The organism is Bartonella sp. MU37NMGALS, from assembly GCF_042194015.1.
GTDB lineage: Bacteria > Pseudomonadota > Alphaproteobacteria > Rhizobiales > Rhizobiaceae > Bartonella > Bartonella grahamii.
In genome coordinates this window covers 132,507-155,519 of sequence record NZ_JBHIML010000002.1, presented here as the reverse complement: position 1 = coordinate 155,519, position 23,013 = coordinate 132,507, and the positions used below count along the sequence as shown (strand labels likewise).

Sequence of the window (23,013 nt, the reverse complement as noted above, 5' to 3'; positions counted from 1 at the left end):
GTCACCAACATCCCACCTATCACCAACATCCCTCCTCTAGCGTTGTACACAAAAGACAAAAATAAGCAGATATATCCATTTTATGGTTTCACCTCTCTGTACTTATGAGCAACATTTTGATAAAAACCCGTGATAGAAAAGCCGTAAAATAATAAGTGAGGGGACCGATAAATATAAATGGTCTGCTATGGCTGAAGATAAGAACACAGCGCCTTCTACCCTATCACCTATTTCCTTAGATATAACCAAACTTGAAGAACCATGTGTTATGATGGAACATGATCATAATGCATGGCGCGAGCATATAAGAGAAACGGATTTAAATGCTCCTTACAAAAAACCACCTCACATAAAACCACGAATCAAATCGGCACCACGCATCAGACAAGTTTTTTGGTGCGATTTTCCTCATGATTCGATACTCCCTGAATTTTGGAAAAAGCGGCCTGTTTTAGTGCTTTCTAAGAATGCAAAATTATATGGAAATGTGACAGTTTTACCTTTTTCAACGAAATCACAACCCAATAATCCCGCTGCGTATCCAATACAATCTCCTATAGAGAATAAAAAAGCATGGATTATCTGCAATTATGTCACAACAGTTTCTGTAAGTCGTTTAAGTTGCTCACGTACCGTTCCAAGGTTATCCTGCGAAGATTTTCATAAAGTTGTAGCTCTGATGCTCAAATATTTACCGCATTTACAGTATTGACTTTTGAGAAAAATAAGTGTATCTATATCAGCATACACGGCATCAGTAATGGTGGCCGCTTCCCCGAAAGGGGAGATAGGAGCGAAGGAGTGGGAAACCGCTCCTTTCGTCATTTTTGGTATTTTTTTTGAGAACTTTTTAGCCATTTTTTGCAACCTTCCCTAGAACATATCCAACATTCATTCTCCACCGTTGTTGTTTTGAAATATCTGCGATTTTGGGTAAGAAGAAGGCACTCTCCGTACTGTTAATCCGGTAAAGTTTCCCACGGAGATTACCGTGATGTTGTACATATTTATCATTTCATTGCACAAAAAACCGTGCTGCCGTTGCTTAAACTTTATATGATTTGCCGCAATGGGAATATCTTTCCAAGATTGAAAAAAACATTTTCATAATTTGGCATAACAAACAATCCCTTGTTCTTCGCGCTCTTGAAGTGTTCAATCGCTCAATTTACCAAAAGATATTCGACCTCACAACTTGTTTATTTACGTCCCTCAATACGGATGAAGCGGATGAAAAAGCCAGCATTTTTGAAAAGAAAAAATAGTAAAGAGCATTTAATGATTCAAACGCTTTAAGACTACACAGAATACTCCATTCATCTTTGAACGCATCTGTTTCTGTAAAGAAAGCTAATAATGCTTATATAATCTGAATAATATTAGTTTACTTACCATATGATAACCGATTGATAACGATAACGCTAAACACAGAACTTACATCACCATACCGCAAAATAGTGTTTTTACGATATAACATAAAATGATTACTTCACACCGCAATATATCTTAAAAATTGCATCAATACTTCATACAGATCATATGTCATTTACACCACAATAAAACTACATTTTGTTTATTTAAAATATCTCCGTTAATAATATAGAATTGCGTTTACGATTCACCAAAACAGATGATACAATAATTATAATAAAAACAATAATATAATTTAAGTTAAAAACCAAAATTGAAAAGTTTACAAAATCAATAAACTATGGAACTTACCTAGGTATAATACAAAATGTGTAATTTAACACTTTGTATTAGCAGCACCTTAAACACATAATTTAATTATGCATCATGGGATGCCACGGTACTTTTTCTATTTTGTTTAGAAGGTGTAATGAAAAAACTTTTTTGATTAAATCTTTTAAATTTGGATCATTATAATGAAAATATTTCAAAAAATCGCGTTATATATTGTTACAATAGCCTTTTTCTTTTCACAGGTTTTGGAAGCTAATGCTTATTATTTGAATAGTCATTCTCAAGATTCTAGTTTTGCTTCTACAGTGTCAAAAGAAAATAAAGTTGTTAAAGCTATTGATATGGTTATGGATCATATTTCAACACAAAGCACTGAACAAGATTTTAAAAAAGGTGTTGTAAAGGTAGGAATTATGATGGGACTTGCACCAGCACTTTGGGGTCTTATTGCGTATTTTTCATGGTTGTTTTCTAAAAAGCGGCCTCCCTATCGTACACAGAGTGAAAGAGCATTTGATGCTTTTGCGGACAGTGCGTGGATGCTCGTTTAAACAACGTTTCACTTAAATACAGTTTAAACAGTAAGCTTATTTAATACTTAATAACATAAACTGTAATTCAGATTACAGTTTATGTTTTTTTAGATTCAATTAATATTGTTAACTTTTCCCCACTCTACATGATAAATAAAATTTGATCAGCTATATTCATAACAATGCAATGCGATAAATTGAACACTGTTTGATATGATAATCTCTCTCTCATTTATGCACTCCTACCCTTAAACCTGCCCCTACAATCACAGCACAAAAACAATTCGTTACACGCTAAAAAATCCACCTAAATGCAAAAGCTGTAACAACGCCCAACCTCGACTATTTGAATAACAGCGATCATTCAAACTTTAACCAACGCGATAATACCCCTATTCTAAACGATTTATGTACCACCTCATCCGCAGCACATTGCCAAATATCCGTACATTTCCCCGAAAAATTTTCACACTTTTACGCATAGTAAAAAAAAGATTAACTTTAATCATGTTACTCTCCTTAAATTGACAACGGATTGCAAAATGCCCAAAAAAATCAAACAAAAATAGAGAGGTAAGTTACGAAAACTACAGGGTAAATTTTACTGCCCCAAAATGTCTATTTTTCCCCGTCTGAACCGTCAGAGGAACACTATAAAAATTATTTTCATTGAAAAACAATTACTTATAATCTAGGGAAGAAAAGTAAAAAACTCCCCCAGAAAAAGAGATTATCTTCAAAATTATCAAAAAAAGCAGCACAATTTTAGTGATCTTTTTATTTTTTTTCTTTTGATAAAAGAGAGCTGGCAGGTGTCTTAGGCGCCCCTCCGGTAGGTTCCCAATTCGCAACAGCCGCTAATTCCTCAATAACATCCTTTTTTAACTTACCATTTTTCTTATTGTGTAAATCATATTGATCAGCATTCTGTTGCAACCATTTTGCAAGCGTTCCTTTAACAGTTTTACCACCCTCAACCTCACTCACCGCTTCCCATGCCGCAACAATAGCAGCAAGCTTTGGAGCATAACGTGGATGCGTTGGATCTTGAAACGCATAATATTTTTGGTCCTTAGTCTCAGCAGAATCATCCTCAGGGAAAAAAAATGGAGGGTACAGACCACGCGATGAAAGCCATTCTTTTAAATCATCAACGCGAACATATGAGGAATCTGCATCTATAAAATCCGAAAAATTATAGTACGACCATTCTATCTCTAATCGATTGCTTTTTCCCGCTTGAACGATAGCATGATAAGCTGCACGGAAATTAGCAGTTTTCTCTGATGATACGGAAAGGTTATCTTCGTAAATATCACTTTTTTCTGGTTCTAATTTGTTGACAAACAAATACTTTCCTGGATTTAATCCAACTATTAAAAGCGCTGCCTGCAGTATTGTTAGTTTTTCAGAAAGCCGCCAAAATTTCAAACCATCACTATTTTCCATATATGCTCCCTTTTTTATCTGCACAATTTCGCTCTTTTTTAAAAACATCAAAAACGTTTGTTAACGCATAGAGATTATGCACTTCTCACATTTCAACTCATCCCATACTTTAAATAAAAACACAGCACCCACACCCCTCCTTGTGATCCACAAGAAAATGATTTGAATTGTTTCAATATAAGAAGTTTTGAAGTGAGAGAATCCTACTGAATTTTGGGCTTTCATGCAAGATATCAGGCAAGTTACAAGGCGATAAATGCCCCTTCATAAAGCATAAATTTTTATGCGTGATCTCAAACAATTTAATATGGATAATATCTCTTCATTTATGCACTCCCACCCTTAAACCTGTCCCTGCAATTACAGCACAAAAGATAATTCGTTACACGCTAACAAATCCACCTAAATGCAAAAGCTGTAACAACGCTAAAATGCGCGTAAATATCATAAGAATACTGTCTTACACCTCCACAAGTGGGATCAAGTGGCGTAAAACTGTACAATAAAATGCCATGCCTATAATGAACCGTACTAAAGACTGTCGCAACACTAGGAGCTAAGGTGTATGATGATGCCGGCTTGCTCTTTTATGAAGCGTAAAGATTAAGAAGACTCAATGGAGTTTATATTATTTCATGGAAATTTTGCGGCTCTACCCTTCTATACTCTTCACAGGGGCCCCCTCGCGAAATGGGCTTTTATCCCTTGAAAAAGATCTCTTTTTAAAGAATCATTTCAAAGTCCAAGAGCTGTTACAGTCTTTTGAACGCATCAAATGAATGATGATGCTAGCTTATTCCTTTCCTATATTCTCGAGCATAATACATTGAAATACTTCATTGAAACGTCCCTGTAGCAAAATAAAGCATATTTTCTCTTAAATTTTTTCACGCAATTATTTCTTTCATGCACCCCTGTCGTCTCCATTTGATAAATCTCCTTGTACTTTCTCAGCATCCCATCACCTTTTTTCTCAGTGCAACCTTTTTGCAATTTGTCAGTTTTTAACTTTTAGATTGACTTTTGGTTTATTTTTCTTATGTTTTAGAATTATTCTAAAGTGCAGAGGAACAGAAAATGTTGAAATTGTTTTTTTCATTTGTACAACGTAAAGCTCTGTCCTTTCGTTCAGCACAAAACGTGATGCTTAAAGCGCTCAAATTAAAAGAGCAACATGCGGCGCTCTATTTAAAATATGCAAAAGCTCTAGAACCTTATTCCTCTAAGGAAGCCGCGGTTTTTACCGCCATGGGGCTTCAAGAGCTTAAAAATTATAAGCAACTTTTGTGCCTTTCTTGCCATAATCGTGCAAACACTATCGGTTCGTTATGTGACAAAACTTCTCTTGTGAAAGGCAAGAGCCGCCATCCATCCCAAAAAACAATAGCGGCAAACCACACCATAAAAAAACCTTCGAAAACGCAAAGACAAACACTTTTGACTTGGATTCAACCAGGTCTTGCAGGATTAATGGATGGCTCTGTCTCGACCCTTGCCCCCATTTTTGCCGCAGCTTTTGCCACGGGAGACACGCACCAAACTTTTTTGATAGGGCTCTCAGCTTCAATTGGTGCAGGACTTTCAATGGGTTTCACAGAAGCAGCCCACGATGACGGAAAATTATCAGGGCGTGGTTCGCCATTAAAAAGAGGTATTGCCAGCGGCATTATGACAACATTAGGAGGATTAGGCCATACTCTTCCCTATTTGATCAACTCTTTTTATGTAGCAACAATTATTGCTTTTATCATTGTTTTTTTCGAACTAGGCGCCATCGTCTGGATTCAGAACAAATTCATGTCAACTCCCTTTTGGCGTGCATCGTTACAAGTTATTATTGGCGGAGCGCTCGTTTTTGCTACGGGTATCTTCATTGGTAGTATTTAAAACAAACAGCATGAAAAATAAGCATTTCCCATACAAAACAAGCAGCAAAACCCATCGTCCCATCTATAGATTTTTCGCTGCTTGTTTCAAACGGAATCTTTTGTTAGAGTTGTGTTTGTTTTTTCTATTTTGGAGATGCTTTGACCATGCCTTCTACGCACCTGAACAGCCAAAAGAGTCCTTCTTCCTCGAATGCATTTCCTTCTCCCCCTCCACAACAAATAACCTTATCGATCCAGCGTCTTGAGCATGGACAAGGTTTAGAACTTCCTCACTACGCAACGGCTGGTTCTGCGGGTCTTGATCTACGGGCAGCAATTAGAGAAGAAGAAACGCTTGTTCTTGCCCCAGGGCAGCGCGCACTCATTCCAACGGGTCTCATTTTTCACCTTCAACCTGGTTTTGAGGCACAAATACGCCCACGCTCTGGCTTAGCCTTAAAGCACGGCATCACATGCCTCAACACTCCAGGAACGATTGATAGTGATTACCGTGGTGAAGTCAAAGTTCTTCTTATCAATTTAGGCCAAGAAGACTTTTCTATCCAACGGGGAATGCGCATTGCCCAAACAGTCATCGCCCCCGTATTCCAAGTCAAAGTTTGCGCTATTGAACCAGAGCAAAATACCCAAAGCCATAACGAGAGCCGTGGAACAGGAGGTTTCGGTTCAACGGGACATACTTAAGAAGCTCTGAAAAAATCACTCCCCTCAAAATATAACACTCGCTTATTCTAACTACTCTTTCACTGAAAGTCTTTCGGGCTTTTAAAGTATAGAAGGAGTGCGCTTTTGCTTTCAAAGTTTTTTTACCAAACACCCCTCTAAACGATCATCCTTACTCTTCCTCTGTCTCTTCTCAATCTTCACATGCCCTAACTTTATCCCTTCAGCGTCTTGCACTTGGAGCAAGGAAACTTCTTCACTACGCAACGACTGGTTCTGCCGGTCTTGGATTTACAAGCAGCAATTGGAGAAGAAGAAACGCTTGTTCTTGCCCCAGGGCAGCGCGCACTCATTCCAACGGGTCTTATTTTTCACCTTCAACCTGGTTTTGAAGCACAAATACGTCCACGCTCTAGCTTAGCCTTAAAACACGCCATCACATGCCTCAATACTCCAGGAACGATTGAGTGTGATTATCCGGAAGTGAAGTCAAAGTTCTTCTTATCAATTCGAGCCAAGAAAACTTTTCTATTTAAACGGAGAATGCGCATTGCCCAAACAGTCATCGCCCCCGTATTCCAAGTCAAAGTTTGCGCTATTGAACCAGAGCAAAATACCCAAAGCCATAACGAGAGCCGTGAAACAGGAGGTTTCGGTTCAACGGGTCATACTTAAGAAGCTCTGAAAAAATCGCTCCCCTTAAAATATAACACACACTTATTCTAACCACTCTTTCACTTAAAACCCCTTGGGCTTTTAAAGTGTAGAAGGAGTGCGCGTTTACTACTTTCAAAGTTTTTTCACTAAACGCACTTCTAAACAATCATCTCTCAATTACGTTTCTTGTACTACACAAAACTTCATTATCACCGGATACCCCTCCCCCATAACAAAAACATTGGCATTAACCATTAAAAGCTCACACACCGCTTGTAATGTCGACAATCTATATATCATATTGATTTATAATAATGAATTGTCTTTCAACTTAAATGAGAGATCTCAATACTGTAAGATTGTTTCATTGCAAATCTATTTATATTAAATCAATCAAAAGCATGTCTCTCACGTTCCAAACGTGGCTAGCATGTGGATAAAAACTGGAAAAATGCCTATAATGAATACTTGTACTCAGCACTGTCACAACATTGGGAGAAAATATAAATACGATAATGGTGCTCGCTTGCTCTTTTGTTAAGCATAAAGATAGTGAGGTTCAATAGATTTTTTATTATTTTACGGGAGCTTTACCGTTATACCATTTATAAACACCGTCGCAAAAAGGGCTTTAAAATGTATTAAGACACACAACAATCACCCTTGGCTGTTTTTCTTGATCGCACCTCTTGAGGCAAGATGAGCAGTGCTTAATCCTAAAAAAACCGATTCAATATATAAACCCCCTGCATAATATAAACCCCCTGCATATGCCTCCCCTGCGTAATATCAAACTCATCCGTATTGGGTTTAATAAATCCACGACAAAACCCTCATCAATTTCACTCTACGACTTTGAGTCATATGCTTTGCTTCCTGCAACAAAGGCTATTTTTATCACTGGTCAGAGGGCATCGGCTGGAATATTAGCGTTTACCGCAGTACCCGTTATTACGGCATCCACGTGCCCCACAACGTTACCACCCGCGCTACCACCCGCTCCATCGACAGCAACGTCCGCTACCCCTGTTGTTTTATTATTGATCACACCTCTTGAGGTAAGATTGGTAGAGTTTTGCAATCCTACAAGACCGATTTTATTATATCCAGCCATGCGTATTTGATTTAATAAATCGATGACAGTACCATAATCAATTTCGCTATCGGCTTTGATTAAAATTTTTGTCTCTAAATTTTGCGTAGTTTCCCTCAACAAAGCTTCTCTTAAAGCTGCCTGTTCTACAAGATGATCACCAATGTAAAGAGAACGATCTTTTTGCAAAGTAACATAAAGGGGTTCATCAGACTGAACCACTGAAGGTGCTTGAGTTATAGAAGGAAGCTGAACGGGAATGGCAGATGTTGCCAAAGGCGCTGCAACCATAAAAACAATAAGCAACACCAATACAACATCAATAAAAGGAGTCACATTGATTTCGCTTTGCAACCCACTCTCGTCTATATCCCAATCATTATTAAGGCTTGCTTTCATTTTTTATGACTTTTCTGTTGTCTTTGTCTATCAAGTTCACGGCTCAAGAGCCTTTCAAGAGCCGCAGCGATATCACCTAAATCATTGCGATAACCACTCAAAGCACGCATAAGGCTATTATACATAACAACGGCGGGAATAGCTACAAAAAGCCCAATAGCCGTTGCGAATAAGGCTTCAGCAATTCCAGGCGCCACCACATCAAGTCGCGTTGTTTGAGACTGAGCAATCCCAATAAAAGAATTCATAATTCCCCAAACAGTTGCAAAAAGACCAACAAAGGGAGCAATTGCGCCAATAGTTGCAAGAACAGCGCTTCCACATGCAACACGGCGTGTAGCAGCCAACAAGCAGCGTGACAAAAGTGAATGAACCCTTTCTTTTAAACCTTCATGAACATCGCGAGCCTTAGCATCGCGAACATCGCGGGAAACATCTTCATATTGATTGCTCTCCTCATAAAAGAGAATATCTTCAATCGTTTGTGCACTTTCCCCTGCACTGGTTTTTTCACCAGAGCTTTTATTTATCCCTTCAGGAGCAGAAAAATGAACCTGTTGTGTAGAAAGATACACCTCTTTAAGAACTTCTTTGAGAAAAAACACCCCAGCCCCTTTGCTTTCTTTCAAGCTAGCTGCCAAACGCGTAAGAGTCTGAGCATTAAGAACCAATTGAAGTTCATGACGTACTCTTCGTTTTACCAAAGTGATCTCAACAATTTTCACAAAAGCAATTGTCCAAGACATAAGTGAAGCAAGTAACAAAATAATGATAACGGCTTTCACCACCCAATCAGCAGCCATAAACATAGAAAGAGGAGAAAAATCATGCACTGTCAATACAGAAGACATATTATCTAAAGGGACTGTTTTATCTAAAGGGACTGTTTCAGATTCCATTTTTATCTCACATTCTTGTGCTCTTATCTTTATTTATGAGCTGGATCGTCACCCCGCACAGCATCACTGTTCCACAATGCCACTACCCTTTTAACGTCGCTTTCGCATTCCTCTTAAGAAAGAAAACTTGATAAATCAAGTATAGTTTTATTCCACAAGCTCTCTCTTATTCTAAAGAAATCACTCAAGAAATTTTTCTCTAACAATTCAACAAGTTTATCTTACTCAATCAATTTATTGCATAAATTAGGCAAAATGATAAACTTACAAGAAATATTGCATATAATATTTTCATTTATAAGAATAATTTATCATCGTTCCTGTTGAATAAATCCCTCATATCGCAAAGCTTCTTTCATTTCAGCGGCTCTTTTAAATCCAACAAAATAATTTCTTTCATGGAATAAGCAGCAAAAATATCATAAAATCCTTGGAGAAAAGGATATGCACTTCTCTAACAATCAGTGCACTAAAGTACCTTCTATCCAAATAAAAATATACCTTTTTTTAAAAAAGAACGATCGCAATATCTTAAACTGACCAAAAGTATAATGGGAGAGCGCGATTAGCCCTCAAATACATAGAGAGCAAAGAACAGAAATAGCATTTTCTTTTTCTTCTGCAAAAGCATAAAAATGACATTACTTCTGCCGCAAAATCACAATAACCATGTTTTTTATCTGTCACAAGCCCAAAAAATAAGCCTCAACACGCTTTTTAAAAAAACTTTTATAAAAAAACTGTGCCATGAGAAACTGAAGAATGGTGCTAAATTCCTGCAAAAGCATAAGACAATTTTCAACCGATGTAATCCTTTACGAACAGAGCATATTGTATAGGAAAGATTTATTTTATCAAAAACAGTTTTAAATTCGACAAAGTGAAAGGAACCAAAAAAAACTTTTGGCGTTACTCAAGCAGTGAAAATTTTCACTCCAATGCAAATGATCACTATGAACACACCAATACAAATATAATGAATCAAGAGGGAAAAATATCATGGCCCATAATAAAACAACACAGCACGATAAATCAGCCGTAGAAAAAGACCTACAAGGACAATTAGAAACGTTACGCACTGAAATTTCAGGGATTACCTCAACCCTAACAGATCTTGGTGCAAACAAATTCAACGCCGCCAAAGACAAAGCGGAAAAACTATATCACTCAGCGAAAGAACGTGGTGAAGACATGATGTCTCAAGCAAAAGAAAAAATCAGTGATCTTGAACAAACCATGCATCAATGCGTTCGCAAAAATCCTGGTAAAAGCGTTTTGTTTGCTGCAGGGGTTGGTTTTATTCTTTCTCAATTACTGCGTCGTTAAGCAATGCATAAGTTTATCGCTCCTCTTTTAAACCATCTTGTCGGTGGAGGGCTTAAAAGCACAGTCAAACAAGTACGCCTTCAAGCAATTTGCTATGGGTTTATTGGCATTTCATTCTTCATGTCTTTGCTTTTTTTATGTATCATCGTTTTTATTGCGTTATGTTCTGTTATGAAACCTCTTGCCGCCGCTAGTATCATGTTTTTAATTTGTCTTTCTCTTGCAGGATTAGGTCTTATTATCAATCGTGTTCTCAAGGCTTATCAACGCTATGACCAACAAAAAAAGACAGAAGAACAACGCCAAAAACTAATGACAGACGCGACCGTTTCCAGCCTTGCAGCTCTCAGTCAACATTTCCCTTTTGCCAAATTGAGAGTTCCCATTCTCGGACTTGTAACTTATTTTCTATGGAAAAAAGATAAAAAAGACCGCTTTTCAAAGTAAAATATGTAAAGCTGTCACTCTAATCCCCCCAATGTGCTTTCTTTTACTATAAAAGAAAGCACATCTTTTTCCTCATAGTCTCTTTAGCTTCTTCAAGTTCCTGAAAAGAAATCCCCTTTATTTTCGCTAAAAAATCCATGGATCCGATTAAATCTCTTTCAGATTGCAATCCATGTTTCATGAACATAGCAACATGAGGCAAAGCTTGCGTTAAAAATTCTGGTTTGATTGGAAGCAATGTAGTGTTTTTTGAAGATAGGGATAATTCGCTTCTACCTTTCTCTATTTTTTCATAAGCCTTTTTTTCATGACCAAAGGTCATGTTATTGATTTGAGTGTGTTCAGATTTTTCTGAACACTCGTTTTTGTTACAATTACAATCATAGTTAGGGGTTGTATGTTCTATGTGTATCTTGTTAGCAAAATGCCTGTATCTTGTTTTTGATGTTTTTGCTTTAAAAATCTTTCTAAAATCCACTCAAAAAGACCTATCGCTTTGTGCAATTTTTCCACCAAAGCTTTAGCCGGCCACCCAATAATATGAATGATTTTTTTGCATTCTAGAAAAAAGCAATGACATAAGCGGTGTCACTTCCATTTCAGCGTAAGAGGTTTTTATTTGACGCACCAATCCCCTAAAATAACGCAAAGTTTCCTTCTTTTTATCATAAGCTTCCATAGCTTCGTCTGTTTTTTGCTTAAGTTCATGATATCGAGCAACAAGAATACGTAAATCAATTCCGCAAGCTATTATAATTCCATGACTACGGCTTCGCACTGAAGAGCGTTTAAAGTTTCCAGAATCCCGCATGACAACAAGACCACAATCATAAAGACGTGAAAGCAATCGACTAACACGTCCTTCACTACGACTAATGTCATAAACAAGTTGTTGATTGCTTTTGAAAACGATAGAAATCGCCCTTTTTCAAATGAAGATGTCGAAGCTGTATTCAATAAAGCCAAGGGAAGTTTACCTTCTGTTTCTCGTATAAAACCAGCCCTCTCTAATTTTCTAGTCAATCCAATTAATTATCCCCGACTTACAGCCCCCATTTCAGCAATTTCGGCTAATTTTCTATATTCTATATGATGTGCATCTATTCGTCTTCCAGATATTTTGTTAACCATAATTGTTTTAACCTCATAACAGAGGCAAAAAGACGTTAAAAACACCCTCTTTCCAAAAAATTTCTTTTGTAGAATGCATCACGACAAATTAAACTGAGAGTACTTTACTAATAATGCTATTAATTTACCGGATATCTTATTTTTAGAAACCCTTCTGTTAACGCAGTTGGGTTTTTATTTTTTTGCCATTATATTTCCCTCTATTTGAAACGACTCATAGCTCGAAAAAAGCGTGTCAAGGCCAAAGCTATATTAAAAAAAAGATTTTCAATATGGTAAAGATTTTACAAACAAGCTACCAAAACAAATTCTAGATAAAAACATAAGAACCATTTTTAGTTCTTTCTTATACAAATTTGATCCACACACTCATCCCGCTTGTTATGTGCAAGCGAGTGGTTTTGATTGATTCAACATAAACAGGTTTGGAATGAGAGAATCTTGCGTTATTCGAGGGTCTAATTCAATATGAATAACGCTAGATTATCATTATAAATCAATATGATTGTATCTTTAATAAGAAATAAAAGTTTGTATTTTAGCGTCGAATAGAACCTCTTTTAAAGGTAATTTTACCGCAAGTAGTATTTCACAAAATTACAATTAAAACAGAAAAATAATTGAAAAATTTTTCTTCTGAGAAGCTGATTTACGCAACAACTATTCTTTATTTCAGCCCAAAAAAACCTTTTTAAAATTACTTGATAAAGCAGAGCATTGCATATTTCTTATTGCGATTGAAGTGAAATAACCATTGAAATCAAGAATAATACTTTTTGAATGAACTTAATAATTAAAATGGAAATTAGCTGATCAAAAGAGTTTTTCGATTTATACCAGTATAGGCCAATTTGTTTTCCAAACTGAATATTGCGTAATACAGTTAAATTGACTTTACAATTATAAAGTTATAAGTCTTCAGACTTTTTACAAAATACTAATTGTCTTGAATATAAATAAGGCACATAATAACAATATGAGGAGGATATTATGATATACGGGGGACGAATAAATTTGATCGCGTGTGGAAAAACATTGAAACAGTTAAGAATCTTCAACCTCTGCAAAGTATAGGAATAAGAGCGACAGTTACCAAAGAGATTCTAGAAAATATTATTAATTTTATCGATTTTTGTATAAGCAAAGATGTCCATTATATCGGATTCAGGCCGCTCGATACGTCGTCATTTAGTTTTTCTAGAAAAAATAATACAAAGGATCGATCTAAGGCTTTAAGAAACAAAACTCTTCCGCCAAACGCCTCACTTTTTCATTTGAGAGATGAATTATCAAGGAAAGAATCCCCCCTCCAGATTTATATAGATAAAAAGTTCCAAGAAAGGAAAATCTCATGGACGTCACAAAATTTTGTAAATTGTATTAATTATTACTTAGACGAAAATTCTACGTACGTTTCGTCGCCGTTAATGTGTTTATTTCCATTTTCATCCTTGGTATTGGACTATAATGGAGATTTAAAAAATCGCTTTTATTCAGAAGCTTTTGGGAATCTACAAAATTATGAGGCAATAGATTGGTCTGCTCAAAGCGTTTTAAAATCTTTGAAAGAATCTGGCGCATGTAGCGGATGTCGTGGGAAGGTATTTTGTGGATAAGGTTAAGCAATTTAAGATTTATAGTGTTAGCAAGTCTACTGCTCTAGTGGTTGCTGTTTTACCACTTTTTTTGTCGGAAAAATTGCATTTGTCGCAAGCGGAAATTGTTTTAATCGGTAGTTATTTTTTATTGCTTCCTTTGATCTTAGAAGTCCCCTTGGGTTTATTATCAGATGTTTATGGAAGTAAGCGCGTTATTTATACTGGTCTGTTTTTCTTTCTTTGCGGTTTTTTAGCTCTTTTTATGAATTATGCATATTTTGCTTATGCCACTTATTTGTTGTGTATTACATCAGCAGCCGCTTGTTTCTCAGGTGCGGAAGATAGTTTACTCTTTTCTGTAGTACCAAAGCATCGCACACTGTTTTCCGTTAAGTCCGAGGTGGCTGCTGTTACCTATAGTGTGACAACGGTACTTATTTTTTTAGGGGGAATACTTTATTATGTGCATCCTGCATTGCCTGTGATTTTTCAAGTCCTTTCATTAATTTTTGCTATTTTTATGTTTTCAAAACTGACGAAGGGATTAGATAGTTTTCATATCAACGCTCATCCGAATATTTTCACAGTTATGTGCGCCAGCGGTAAAGAAGTCAAAAATCCTTATCGCTTCACTCTTATTTTTTTAAGTGCAGTTTCAGCTTTTGCTATTTTGGTTAACAATCGAACTGTTTCTATCGCATTTTCTGATTTTTTGCCATTTCAACCTGCTATTTTGGTTTCGATTATTTTTATCATTGGGAATTTTTTTTCAGCAAGTTCCAATATATTGTTTCAGAAGTATTTTTCAAAGTTTCAAAATCCTATTTTTCCTGTCTTAATGATTGGTTGTATGGTAACCATTGCTTTTTTTCTCATGTCATTTCAAATCATTGCGGCTCTTATATTAGGATTTTTACTGCTATGTGTTTTTAAATCCGCTTATCGATCTTATCTGTCGTCTCTTCTTATCAATTCACTGATTGATCCCAAAGCTATCGCGACTGTTTTATCATTTACAGCCATTATTACAGCTGTTGTATCCTTTGCATTCAGTTTTTTATACGGTCATGTTTTTTCAACATTCTGGCAAGCTAATTTATGGTTGGCAGTGATTATGGCTGTGATTTTTGGGGGGGCTTCTTTAATTATTTTTGTCAGAAAACAAGAAATCATTTGGTTACAGCCTGAAAATGCACAATCGTCAAAACAACATTTCTTGAAACGCAAGCATCAAGAGTTTTGCTATGGGCAAATTTATCCGGAAGCATCGTGCATTAATGAAAACATCAAGGATGGCTCTTTTCGACAAAGTCTCTATCCTGCACCAAATTTGATAACACTTTGCGATGAAGTAGTCGAATGGGAGTTTATCCGGGGTACTGTATTGAGCCAAATGGATTTTCTACATCAAAAGGCGATTATTGATCAAATCAATAAGATCTTTCAAGATCGATTAAGCAAGAATATAATCTTATCACATGGAGATTTACATCCTGATAATATCATTGTTACTCCTGATAGTTCTTTTATGGTAGTGGATTGGGATTTATGTCAAGAAGCCAGTCCGGAATTGGATATCTTAACATTTTTCACCAGTCCAAGATTATCTCTCAATTTAGAAGAACGGATAGACTATATTTCTCATTTGCTGTCTATATCAAAGGATGAAGCTTTACCAATGATAAAAGCGTTTGTGGCTAAAAAAATTTCTGATCTTTGTCTATACCAAAATATTTTCATGAAACAATTAGTATTGGATTATATGAACTTGAATAAGAAATTTCATGGGCGATAATATTGTAATTTGTAATGAAAATTGCAGTGCGGGCTGCAATCATTGTCCGTATTCGATAGAATGTATGGTGAGAGATGACGCGTTGCCTGAATCTTTATATCCAATAAATGACATAAAATCTGATTTTATTATTCTTTCTGGTGGAGAGCCTTTTGAGCTCGATTATGATTTACTTCATAAATATATAAGAGTTTGAGAGGCAGAAAGCCTTTCATTTAAAAAGCAAAACGAAATGACGTATAGCCAAGGGAACGCGCTCTTACATAGCGCTGTAGTGAGCAACCTATATGCATACGCGAGCTTTAAACACAATAATTTTTCATCATGAGAGTTGTCCACCAAGGACTGTGTGGACTATGATTAACTTTTACCTAATAAAGTTTGTAATGGAATATTGTCTTGATTTTTAAATAGCGCTTGAAAAGACGCTTTATCAATAATGGTCAATATTAATTATGGTCAATGGGATTATAGCTCCCGTGATCTCTTCGCCAATCTTCTGGTTGTTGAAATTTGCTCGACCATAAGCCATTTTGTGCTTTTTGAGCAGCAGATTGTAGGGTTTTATAGTCTGCTGGGGAGGGAAAGTGATGCTGATCTTTTGTCAACACCATCAACCCTTCTGCCAGCCCCAACCGCGCCAGATCAACCCCATCTACAAAACATTGTGCATAATGAACCTGTTGAACGACACGTGCTTGCCGACAAGTAACCTTTTTATCAATTGTTTTTGAAACAAGCCAAGCCGTAACAAAAGCACCGCAAGGCCACTTAACTCCGTTGCGTGAGGCAAATTGCCTCATTTCACAGCTTTCCACACCATATAAGCGGATATCACGGATAATCTTTTTTCTCCATCCATCATCTACAAGCGTGATCATTTTAAAGGTCACACCACTTGTAACCTGTATAGCACCGGAATAGACCGGCACATTTTCTTCATAAAATTGTGATGCGATTGGTTCTGAATGCAACACCACATTTTGTTGATTTACGTCTTGTTGGTTTGCATAATCTATCAATTGTGACTTCGGACTTTGAACGGGGTTTCCAATTGTCTTTTCTGATCCTTTTAAAAAAGAAGTTTGAGTAAGTTGTTCATTATCTTGACTTAAATAAAAGTATCCCAAAATAATAATACAAATTAAGACAATATATTTAGGCGCTGCTCGAAGATATTTTAAAAGTATCATTTTGAATATTACTGTATTTTATTGTTCATTAAATAATAAAAGATTAAATATTATTAATTTATCGATAGAAAAAAATATTTTTTTCATTTATATGATTCCCGATTAATATTTTGAATATTAATTTTACGATCAACTTAAACATAAAGCGGGGAATTTTTCATGAAAAACATGAATAATTTGTTCAGTTGTGAACATACCTTACAAAAAACTATTCTATCCAACACCCAAAAGAAATGGTTAACAGCAGCATTGATGCTGTTTATTGCCTTCATGGCACTGAGTGAGCCAGCATTTGCTGATGGCGGCTTCGGAAAAGTTGAAACTGCTCTTCAAAAAATAGTTGATGCTTTAAAAGGAAACATTGCAAAATCAATTGCAACCATTGCAGTTGCTGGTATTGGGCTTGCATGGATTGCTGGTTATGTTGAAATGCGTAAAGCTTTTTTCGTTTGTGTTGGCATCGGCATTGTTTTTGGTGCATCGCAAATCGCATCAATGTTTATGTCTTAATTCGCTTAACTTTAGCCTTTCAAAGCCATGAAAGAGCACGACAAGCTAACAGAAGATACGTTATTTCTTGCTTGCACGCGCCCTGCAATGATTGCAGGCGTGACGGTGGAAGCTATGGGATTAAATGCGATAGGAACGATGATATTGTTCATTATGGCAGGCAATATTTTTCTTATCACCTTTGGTGTGATGCTACATTTCATATTCAAGGAAATCCTAAAGCATGACCATAACAAATTTCGTATTCTTCTGACATGGCAAAAGACATCTATTTTTGCCAGAAATTCGAGTCTATGGGGTGGGGGAAGTATTTCTCCATTACGATTAATTCGTAATTATGAGGAATTATAATGAATAGAACAGAGCGCAAACGTGAAAAGCAGCCAGAAGCGATCATTCCTTATGTGCGCCATGTCAATAAACACATCATTGCGCTGGATTCACGCGCTCTCATGTCCGTTATTAAACTTGAAGGCATTAACTTTGAGACAGCGGATATTATTGATCTGAATGTGCTTCACGAACAGCTCAATAATCTGTTTAAAAACATAGCGGATGAACGGATAGCGCTTTATAGCCATATTATCAGAAAGCGTGAAACCGTTTATCCGGATGGGACTTTCAGATCGGCATTTGCCAAGCAATTAGATGATAAATATCGCGAGCGGATGGTTTCACAGGAGCTTTATCGCAATGATCTTTATCTTTCGATTTTGTGGAATCCACACGTTGATCAAACGGATAAATTAGTGGAGTTTTTCAAACGTTTAGGCAAAGCCAAGCAAGAAAAGACAGAAGTTGATGCAGAGTCCATTCGCAAGCTTGAAGATATTACCACAGATCTTATTCAAAATTTAGAGCGTTATGGTGCAAAAAGACTGAGCCTTTATGAACATGAAGGTAATATTTATTCGCAGCAAAGTGAGTTTATCCACCAATTGGTGGGAGGTCGTCGTGAACGTATCCCTCTCACATGGGGGACGATAGCTTCGACTGTTTATTCAGACCGTCTCATTTTTGGAAAAGAGATCATAGAAATACGCACCGAGGCGGAACAACGGTTTGCGGGCATGTTTGGTTGGAAAGAATATCCAGCAAAAACCAGGGTAGGCATGGCGGATGGTTTGCTCACCCTTCCCTTTGAGTTTATTTTCACCCAATCTTTTGTTTTCAAGAGCAAAAACATTGCCAAGCAGATTATGGGGCGCAAACAAAACCAAATGGTCAATGCAGGAGACCGTGCGGGCTCACAAATTATGGAGCTAGATGATGCGCTTGATGATCTTGAATCCAATCGTTTTGTTTTAGGGGAGCATCATTTATCATTGGCAGTTTTTGCTGATACGCCGCAAGAGTTAGCGGATAATCTTGCCAAAGCGCGTTCTCGTCTCACAGATGGTGGGGCTGTCATTGCGCGGGAAGATTTAGGGTTAGCAGCAGCTTGGTGGGCACAATTGCCTGGCAATTATGCTTATCGCACCCGCTCTGGTGCAATAACAAGCCGCAATTATGCAGCGCTTTCTCCATTTCATTCTTTTCCGGTTGGGAAAATAGATGGCAATGTGTGGGGACCAGCGGTAGCCTTGATGAAAACCTCTGCTGGTTCACCGTTTTATTTTAACTTTCACTTTGGTGATTTAGGCAATACGTTTGTTTGTGGTCCCTCTGGTTCTGGGAAAACGGTTATTGTCAATTTTCTTTTAGCACAACTTCAAAAGCATGATCCCAATATGGTCTTTTTTGACAAAGATCGGGGTGCAGAACTTTTTGTCAGAGCGGGTGGCGGCACTTATATGCCCTTGAAGAATGGTAGACCGACAGGCATAGCACCGCTAAAAGGCTTAGACTATAACAATCCAGCAGATAGAGTTTTTTTACGCCAATGGATTATAAAGCTTGTTTCGTCTGAAGATCAAAAGATCAGTGAATCAGAAAGACAAGACATCACGGCAGCTGTTGAGCAGCTTGCCTTGTTGCCAAAAGAACAACGGACAATCTCGGCCTTACAAATGTTTTTTGACACCACGCACAGGGAGGGGATATCGGGCCGTTTAGAAAGATGGTGTAAAGGCAATGCCTTAGGGTGGGTTTTTGACAATCCTGATGACGACATTGGCATTGATGCAAAATTTATTGGTTATGACATGACGGATTTTTTAGACAATAATGAAATTCGTCCACCCTTGATGATGTATCTTTTTCATAGGATTTTATCTCTGATTGATGGGCGTCGTATTATCATTGTCATTGATGAATTTTGGAAAGCCTTAGAGGATGATTCCTTTAAAGCCTTTGCGCAAGACAGGCTGAAAACTATCCGTAAACAAAATGGTTTGATGTTGTTTGCAACACAATCTCCCAAAGATGCGATCAATTCGACCATTGCTCACACCATTATAGAGCAATGTCCAACACAGATTTATTTTCCCAATCAAAAGGGCAATCATGGGGATTATGTAGAAGGTTTTAAATTATCGGACAGAGAATTTAACCTGATACAATCAGAATTAAGCCGTGAGTCACGGCGTTTTCTCATCAAACAAGGGCAAAGTTCAGTTGTAGCAGAGCTAAATTTACGCGGCTTTGATGATGAAATAGCCATTTTAAGTGGCACCACCAAGAATATTGAACTCCTAGAGACCATTATGGATGAAGTTGGACAATCTCCAGAAAAATGGCTTCCTATTTTTCAAGAAAGGTCAAAACAATGAAAAAACTTTTATTGGCAACAGCCCTTTGCGCAATTTCTTTGGGTTTAACAACCAATTCATTTGGTTTTGGCGGTATTGTATTTGATCCCAAGGCTTTTGGACAAATGATTAAACAAGTTCAACAAGGCCAACAACAGCTTGGCAAATTGCAAGAACAAATTCAACAAGGCAAACAACAGCTTGAGCAATTAAAGAGCCAGCTCGATCAAGCGAAACAATTATATAACTCCCTAAATGTCAAGCCTGACGTCTCGGGATTGAAAGACATGTTTAACAAGCAAGGGAGCAGTGGCGCCCTCCCTTCAGATTTCAACCACTTTCAACAATCGATGGGCAGTGGCGGTGGCGGTGGCGGCGGCGGTGGTGGCAGCAAAAACGCGCAAAAATGGCAAGAAGAACTTAAATACAAAGAGCCCTCAGGCGGAGCAGACTCAAAAGAGGCAGTAGATGCTTTTTACGCAGAGGAAGTGAAAAAAGCTGAACAGCGCGTAGTAGGACAAGCAGCCAAAGGACAAGACGTCTACGAAGAAGCCAGTGAAACACAAAAAAACATTACCAAGCTCCTTGACGAACTTGGAAGTACTGAAGATGCGGGTAAAATTCAAGGCATTCAAGCAAAATTAGCAGCGGTACAAGCAGACCTCCAAACAAAAATACTCCAAATGCAAGCCGCCATGATGATTCAACAAGCAGAAGAAAAAGCGGCAGAAAGACGTGAAATAGAAGAATTTAAAGCACGAACCAAAGCTTTGGCCCAAAAAATGCGTGGTCAATAAACGAGAAAAAAGAGGGGCTTGAATATGAACAAGATCATCATAACAACATTGCTACTTTGCACAGCGCTTCTCGCTGCTGGTTGTGAAAAAACCTACAGCGTAGAAGAACTTAAAAAAAATAAAAAACTGATGGAAGAAGTATTAGTGAAATGTTTGACGTCAGGGGATTTGAATTCGAAAAATTGTAAAAATGCAGAGCAAGCTGAACTTGAAACCCGTAAAAAATGGGGAGGCTTTGGCTCAACAAATGACGATAAACAAGAATCTGAAAAGAAACAGGACAATAAATAATGAATAAAGTTCTCATAACAACATTGCTGCTTTGCACTGGAATTATCGCTGCTGGATGTGAAAAAACCTACAGCGTCGCAGAATTTAAAAAAGATAAAAAATTGATGGAAGAGTGGAATGCTAAATGTGGATTCGCAGGAACTGCAAAAAATTGTGAAAACTTAAGATTAGCACAACTTGAACTTGAAAAGGAATATGAAGCAAAAGCTGAAGAGAGAATTAGGGAACACAACGAAAACATGCGTAAAGCGAAGGAAGAATTTGAAGCCGAAATGCGAGCTGAACATGAAAGAAGGCAAGCCGAAATAGCAAAAAAAGAAGCTGAACTAGAAAAATGGAAAGCTAAAGAAAACGCAAAAGAACGAGCCGAAAGAGAAGCAGAAGAGCGCGCTAAACAACAACAGGACAGTCATTAATCATGAATAAAGTTCTCATAACAACATTGCTGCTTTGCACTGGAATTATCACAGCTGGATGTGAAAAAACCTACAGCGTAGAAGAATTTAAAAAAAATGAAAGCTTAATAAGAGAGTTTCAATGGAAGTGTGGAGCTTCTGATAATTCGAAAAATTGTCAAAATGTGCGACAAGCCGCGAAGGAACTTGATGAAGAACATTCTAAGAGAGCGTTAGAAAATTATAATAAAGCTCTAGAGAAAATAAATAAAAGGCGAGAAGAACGAGAAGCAAAAGAACGCGCTAAAGCTAAACAACAGGACAATAAATAATGAATAAAGTTCTCATAACAACATTGCTATTTTGCACAGGGCTCATCGCTGCTGGCTGTGAAAAAACCTATAGCGTCGCAGAATTTAAAAAAGATAAAAATTTACGCTTAGAGTGGGATGCTAAATGTGGATTTGCAGGAACTTCAAAGAATTGTGAAAACATGCGGTTAGCATTTTTAGAACTTCAAAAAGAATATGAAGCAAAAGCAGCAGAAAGACGTCGTAAAGCAGCAGAGGAGTATAGGAAAGGTATGGATGCACTTATGGCTAAACAAAAAGCTGAACATGAAAAATGGAAAGCTGAACAAAAAGCAAAAGAACAAGCCGAACGAGAAGCAAAAGAGCACGCTAAACAACAACAGGACAATAAATAATGAATAAAGTTCTCATAACAACATTGCTACTTGGCACTGGAATTATTGCTGCTGGATGTGAAAAAACCTATAGCGTCGCAGAATTTAAAAAAGATAAAAATTTGATGGAAGAATGGGGTGCAAGATGTGGATGGTCAGGAACTTCAAAAAATTGTGAAAACCTAAGAGTAGCAGCTTTAGAACTTGAAAAGGAACGTCGGAAAAAAGCTGAAGAAGAAAACCGTAAACTAGATGAAAAATTTAAAGCTGAACACAAAGCTTGGATTGAAAAAATGAGAGCTGAGAATGAAAAATTCCGAGCCGAACAAGAAGCAAAGCGACGCGCTGAAGAACAACAAGAAGCAAAAGAGCGCGCTGAAGAAGAACAAAAAGCAAAAGAACAAGCCGAAAGAGAAGCAGAAGAGCGCGCTAAACAACAACAGGACAGTCATTAATCATGAATAAAGTTCTCATAACAACATTGCTACTTGGCACTGGAATTATCGCTGCTGGCTGTGAAAAAACCTATAGCGTCGCAGAATTTAAAAAAGATGAAAAATTACGCCTAGAGTGGGATGCGAAATGTGGATTCGCAGGAACTTCAAAGAATTGTGAAAACATGCGGTTAGCATTTTTAGAACTTCAGAAAGAATATGAAGCAAAAGCAGCAGAAAGAAGTCGTAAAATTGACGAAGAAAATCGCAAATCAATGGAAAAATTGAAAGCTGAAATGAGAGCCAGAATTAAAAAAATGAGAGAAGAGAATCAAAAATTCCTTGCTGAACAAAGAGCAAAAGAGCGTGCTGAGGAAGAACGAAGAGCGAAAGAGCGCGCGGCAGAAGAACAAAATAACAATTAAATTATAAAAA

Annotated in this window: 24 protein-coding genes; 18 read left to right on the top strand and 6 right to left on the bottom strand. The window is 37.2% G+C overall.

The features are described 5' to 3' along the window. Positions 1-187 precede the first annotated feature (187 nt). Positions 188-712, top strand: a complete 525-nt coding sequence (locus ACFIJP_RS02040) for a type II toxin-antitoxin system PemK/MazF family toxin (RefSeq protein WP_375625307.1) — start codon at positions 188-190, stop codon at positions 710-712. Positions 713-1,886: 1,174 nt separating this feature from the next. Further along, positions 1,887-2,255: a hypothetical protein gene (locus ACFIJP_RS02035; RefSeq protein WP_375625306.1), complete on the top strand. Its 369-nt coding sequence runs from the start codon at positions 1,887-1,889 to the stop codon at positions 2,253-2,255. Between the two features lie 759 nt (positions 2,256-3,014). On the opposite strand, the gene ACFIJP_RS02030 is transcribed toward ACFIJP_RS02035, so the two are convergent. Continuing rightward, positions 3,015-3,686, bottom strand: coding sequence for a hypothetical protein (locus tag ACFIJP_RS02030; protein WP_375625305.1), 672 nt, complete (start codon positions 3,684-3,686; stop codon positions 3,015-3,017). A 1,077-nt stretch (positions 3,687-4,763) separates the two neighbouring features. Between ACFIJP_RS02030 and ACFIJP_RS02025 the strand changes: the two genes are divergently transcribed. From ACFIJP_RS02025 to dut (ACFIJP_RS02015), 3 genes are all read left to right on the top strand, one after another. Continuing rightward, on the top strand, positions 4,764-5,573 hold the full coding sequence (locus ACFIJP_RS02025; RefSeq protein ID WP_375625304.1) for a hypothetical protein: 810 nt from the start codon (positions 4,764-4,766) through the stop codon (positions 5,571-5,573). Between the two features lie 146 nt (positions 5,574-5,719). Beyond that, positions 5,720-6,259, top strand: a complete 540-nt coding sequence (gene dut, locus ACFIJP_RS02020) for a dUTP diphosphatase (protein WP_375625303.1) — start codon at positions 5,720-5,722, stop codon at positions 6,257-6,259. 264 nt (positions 6,260-6,523) lie between these two features. After that, positions 6,524-6,913 carry a dUTP diphosphatase gene (dut, locus tag ACFIJP_RS02015; protein ID WP_375625302.1) on the top strand — a complete coding sequence of 130 codons (390 nt, stop codon included), beginning with the start codon at positions 6,524-6,526 and terminating at the stop codon, positions 6,911-6,913. Positions 6,914-7,799: 886 nt separating this feature from the next. Here the strand turns inward: dut (ACFIJP_RS02015) and ACFIJP_RS02010 are convergent. Then, positions 7,800-8,387 (bottom strand): biopolymer transporter ExbD, encoded by a 588-nt coding sequence (locus tag ACFIJP_RS02010; protein WP_375625301.1) that lies wholly within the window; start codon positions 8,385-8,387, stop codon positions 7,800-7,802. After that, a complete protein-coding gene (locus tag ACFIJP_RS02005) occupies positions 8,384-9,286 on the bottom strand; it encodes a MotA/TolQ/ExbB proton channel family protein (protein WP_375625300.1) in 903 nt (300 codons plus the stop codon). The genes ACFIJP_RS02010 and ACFIJP_RS02005 overlap by 4 nt, the downstream gene beginning before the upstream one ends. A gap of 999 nt (positions 9,287-10,285) precedes the next feature. Between ACFIJP_RS02005 and ACFIJP_RS02000 the strand changes: the two genes are divergently transcribed. Together ACFIJP_RS02000 and ACFIJP_RS01995 are read left to right on the top strand one after the other, a co-directional pair. After that, positions 10,286-10,612, top strand: coding sequence for a YqjD family protein (locus tag ACFIJP_RS02000; protein ID WP_375625299.1), 327 nt, complete (start codon positions 10,286-10,288; stop codon positions 10,610-10,612). 3 nt (positions 10,613-10,615) lie between these two features. Beyond that, on the top strand, positions 10,616-11,059 hold the full coding sequence (locus ACFIJP_RS01995; protein ID WP_375625298.1) for a hypothetical protein: 444 nt from the start codon (positions 10,616-10,618) through the stop codon (positions 11,057-11,059). Between the two features lie 46 nt (positions 11,060-11,105). Here ACFIJP_RS01995 and ACFIJP_RS01990 read toward each other — a convergent pair whose 3' ends face one another. Both ACFIJP_RS01990 and ACFIJP_RS01985 read right to left on the bottom strand, forming a co-directional pair. Beyond that, a complete protein-coding gene (locus ACFIJP_RS01990) occupies positions 11,106-11,537 on the bottom strand; it encodes a hypothetical protein (RefSeq protein ID WP_375625297.1) in 432 nt (143 codons plus the stop codon). A 42-nt stretch (positions 11,538-11,579) separates the two neighbouring features. After that, positions 11,580-11,936 carry a helix-turn-helix domain-containing protein gene (locus ACFIJP_RS01985; protein WP_375625409.1) on the bottom strand — a complete coding sequence of 119 codons (357 nt, stop codon included), beginning with the start codon at positions 11,934-11,936 and terminating at the stop codon, positions 11,580-11,582. A 1,862-nt stretch (positions 11,937-13,798) separates the two neighbouring features. On the opposite strand from ACFIJP_RS01985, the gene ACFIJP_RS01980 reads away from it, so the two are divergent. Then, on the top strand, positions 13,799-15,583 hold the full coding sequence (locus tag ACFIJP_RS01980; protein ID WP_375625296.1) for an MFS transporter: 1,785 nt from the start codon (positions 13,799-13,801) through the stop codon (positions 15,581-15,583). 449 nt (positions 15,584-16,032) lie between these two features. On the opposite strand, the gene ACFIJP_RS01975 is transcribed toward ACFIJP_RS01980, so the two are convergent. After that, complete coding sequence (locus ACFIJP_RS01975; RefSeq protein ID WP_375625295.1) at positions 16,033-16,776, bottom strand: nuclease; 744 nt, start codon at positions 16,774-16,776, stop codon at positions 16,033-16,035. Positions 16,777-16,935: 159 nt separating this feature from the next. Between ACFIJP_RS01975 and ACFIJP_RS01970 the strand changes: the two genes are divergently transcribed. The 10 genes from ACFIJP_RS01970 to ACFIJP_RS01925 are packed head-to-tail and all read left to right on the top strand — an operon-like array spanning position 16,936 to position 23,003. Continuing rightward, complete coding sequence (locus tag ACFIJP_RS01970) at positions 16,936-17,286, top strand: TrbC/VirB2 family protein (protein WP_375625294.1); 351 nt, start codon at positions 16,936-16,938, stop codon at positions 17,284-17,286. Positions 17,287-17,313: 27 nt separating this feature from the next. Further along, positions 17,314-17,637 carry a type IV secretion system protein VirB3 gene (locus ACFIJP_RS01965; RefSeq protein ID WP_375625293.1) on the top strand — a complete coding sequence of 108 codons (324 nt, stop codon included), beginning with the start codon at positions 17,314-17,316 and terminating at the stop codon, positions 17,635-17,637. After that, positions 17,637-19,997 (top strand): VirB4 family type IV secretion/conjugal transfer ATPase, encoded by a 2,361-nt coding sequence (locus tag ACFIJP_RS01960; protein ID WP_375625292.1) that lies wholly within the window; start codon positions 17,637-17,639, stop codon positions 19,995-19,997. Before ACFIJP_RS01965 ends, ACFIJP_RS01960 begins: the two co-directional genes overlap by 1 nt. Beyond that, complete coding sequence (locus ACFIJP_RS01955; protein ID WP_375625291.1) at positions 19,994-20,773, top strand: type IV secretion system protein; 780 nt, start codon at positions 19,994-19,996, stop codon at positions 20,771-20,773. Before ACFIJP_RS01960 ends, ACFIJP_RS01955 begins: the two co-directional genes overlap by 4 nt. A 24-nt stretch (positions 20,774-20,797) precedes the next feature. Continuing rightward, positions 20,798-21,064, top strand: coding sequence for an EexN family lipoprotein (locus ACFIJP_RS01950; protein ID WP_375625290.1), 267 nt, complete (start codon positions 20,798-20,800; stop codon positions 21,062-21,064). Further along, complete coding sequence (locus ACFIJP_RS01945) at positions 21,064-21,480, top strand: EexN family lipoprotein (RefSeq protein ID WP_375625289.1); 417 nt, start codon at positions 21,064-21,066, stop codon at positions 21,478-21,480. Before ACFIJP_RS01950 ends, ACFIJP_RS01945 begins: the two co-directional genes overlap by 1 nt. Positions 21,481-21,482: 2 nt before the next feature. Continuing rightward, complete coding sequence (locus ACFIJP_RS01940) at positions 21,483-21,791, top strand: EexN family lipoprotein (RefSeq protein ID WP_375625288.1); 309 nt, start codon at positions 21,483-21,485, stop codon at positions 21,789-21,791. Continuing rightward, positions 21,791-22,165, top strand: coding sequence for an EexN family lipoprotein (locus ACFIJP_RS01935; protein ID WP_375625287.1), 375 nt, complete (start codon positions 21,791-21,793; stop codon positions 22,163-22,165). Before ACFIJP_RS01940 ends, ACFIJP_RS01935 begins: the two co-directional genes overlap by 1 nt. Further along, entirely contained in the window at positions 22,165-22,599 is a 435-nt protein-coding gene (locus tag ACFIJP_RS01930; protein WP_375625286.1) for an EexN family lipoprotein, read from the top strand. The genes ACFIJP_RS01935 and ACFIJP_RS01930 overlap by 1 nt, the downstream gene beginning before the upstream one ends. A gap of 2 nt (positions 22,600-22,601) precedes the next feature. Then, positions 22,602-23,003 carry an EexN family lipoprotein gene (locus tag ACFIJP_RS01925; protein ID WP_375625285.1) on the top strand — a complete coding sequence of 134 codons (402 nt, stop codon included), beginning with the start codon at positions 22,602-22,604 and terminating at the stop codon, positions 23,001-23,003. Positions 23,004-23,013: the final 10 nt, after the last annotated feature.

Coding starts and splice junctions, on each gene's coding strand:
- ACFIJP_RS02040 (WP_375625307.1), top strand. CDS start 188: ATGGCTGAAGATAAGAACACAGCGCCTTCTACCCTATCACCTATTTCC.
- ACFIJP_RS02035 (WP_375625306.1), top strand. CDS start 1,887: ATGAAAATATTTCAAAAAATCGCGTTATATATTGTTACAATAGCCTTT.
- ACFIJP_RS02030 (WP_375625305.1), bottom strand. CDS start 3,686: ATGGAAAATAGTGATGGTTTGAAATTTTGGCGGCTTTCTGAAAAACTA.
- ACFIJP_RS02025 (WP_375625304.1), top strand. CDS start 4,764: ATGTTGAAATTGTTTTTTTCATTTGTACAACGTAAAGCTCTGTCCTTT.
- dut (WP_375625303.1), top strand. CDS start 5,720: ATGCCTTCTACGCACCTGAACAGCCAAAAGAGTCCTTCTTCCTCGAAT.
- ACFIJP_RS02010 (WP_375625301.1), bottom strand. CDS start 8,387: ATGAAAGCAAGCCTTAATAATGATTGGGATATAGACGAGAGTGGGTTG.
- ACFIJP_RS02005 (WP_375625300.1), bottom strand. CDS start 9,286: ATGGAATCTGAAACAGTCCCTTTAGATAAAACAGTCCCTTTAGATAAT.
- ACFIJP_RS02000 (WP_375625299.1), top strand. CDS start 10,286: ATGGCCCATAATAAAACAACACAGCACGATAAATCAGCCGTAGAAAAA.
- ACFIJP_RS01995 (WP_375625298.1), top strand. CDS start 10,616: ATGCATAAGTTTATCGCTCCTCTTTTAAACCATCTTGTCGGTGGAGGG.
- ACFIJP_RS01975 (WP_375625295.1), bottom strand. CDS start 16,776: ATGATACTTTTAAAATATCTTCGAGCAGCGCCTAAATATATTGTCTTA.
- ACFIJP_RS01970 (WP_375625294.1), top strand. CDS start 16,936: ATGAAAAACATGAATAATTTGTTCAGTTGTGAACATACCTTACAAAAA.
- ACFIJP_RS01965 (WP_375625293.1), top strand. CDS start 17,314: ATGAAAGAGCACGACAAGCTAACAGAAGATACGTTATTTCTTGCTTGC.
- ACFIJP_RS01960 (WP_375625292.1), top strand. CDS start 17,637: ATGAATAGAACAGAGCGCAAACGTGAAAAGCAGCCAGAAGCGATCATT.
- ACFIJP_RS01955 (WP_375625291.1), top strand. CDS start 19,994: ATGAAAAAACTTTTATTGGCAACAGCCCTTTGCGCAATTTCTTTGGGT.
- ACFIJP_RS01950 (WP_375625290.1), top strand. CDS start 20,798: ATGAACAAGATCATCATAACAACATTGCTACTTTGCACAGCGCTTCTC.
- ACFIJP_RS01945 (WP_375625289.1), top strand. CDS start 21,064: ATGAATAAAGTTCTCATAACAACATTGCTGCTTTGCACTGGAATTATC.
- ACFIJP_RS01940 (WP_375625288.1), top strand. CDS start 21,483: ATGAATAAAGTTCTCATAACAACATTGCTGCTTTGCACTGGAATTATC.
- ACFIJP_RS01935 (WP_375625287.1), top strand. CDS start 21,791: ATGAATAAAGTTCTCATAACAACATTGCTATTTTGCACAGGGCTCATC.
- ACFIJP_RS01930 (WP_375625286.1), top strand. CDS start 22,165: ATGAATAAAGTTCTCATAACAACATTGCTACTTGGCACTGGAATTATT.
- ACFIJP_RS01925 (WP_375625285.1), top strand. CDS start 22,602: ATGAATAAAGTTCTCATAACAACATTGCTACTTGGCACTGGAATTATC.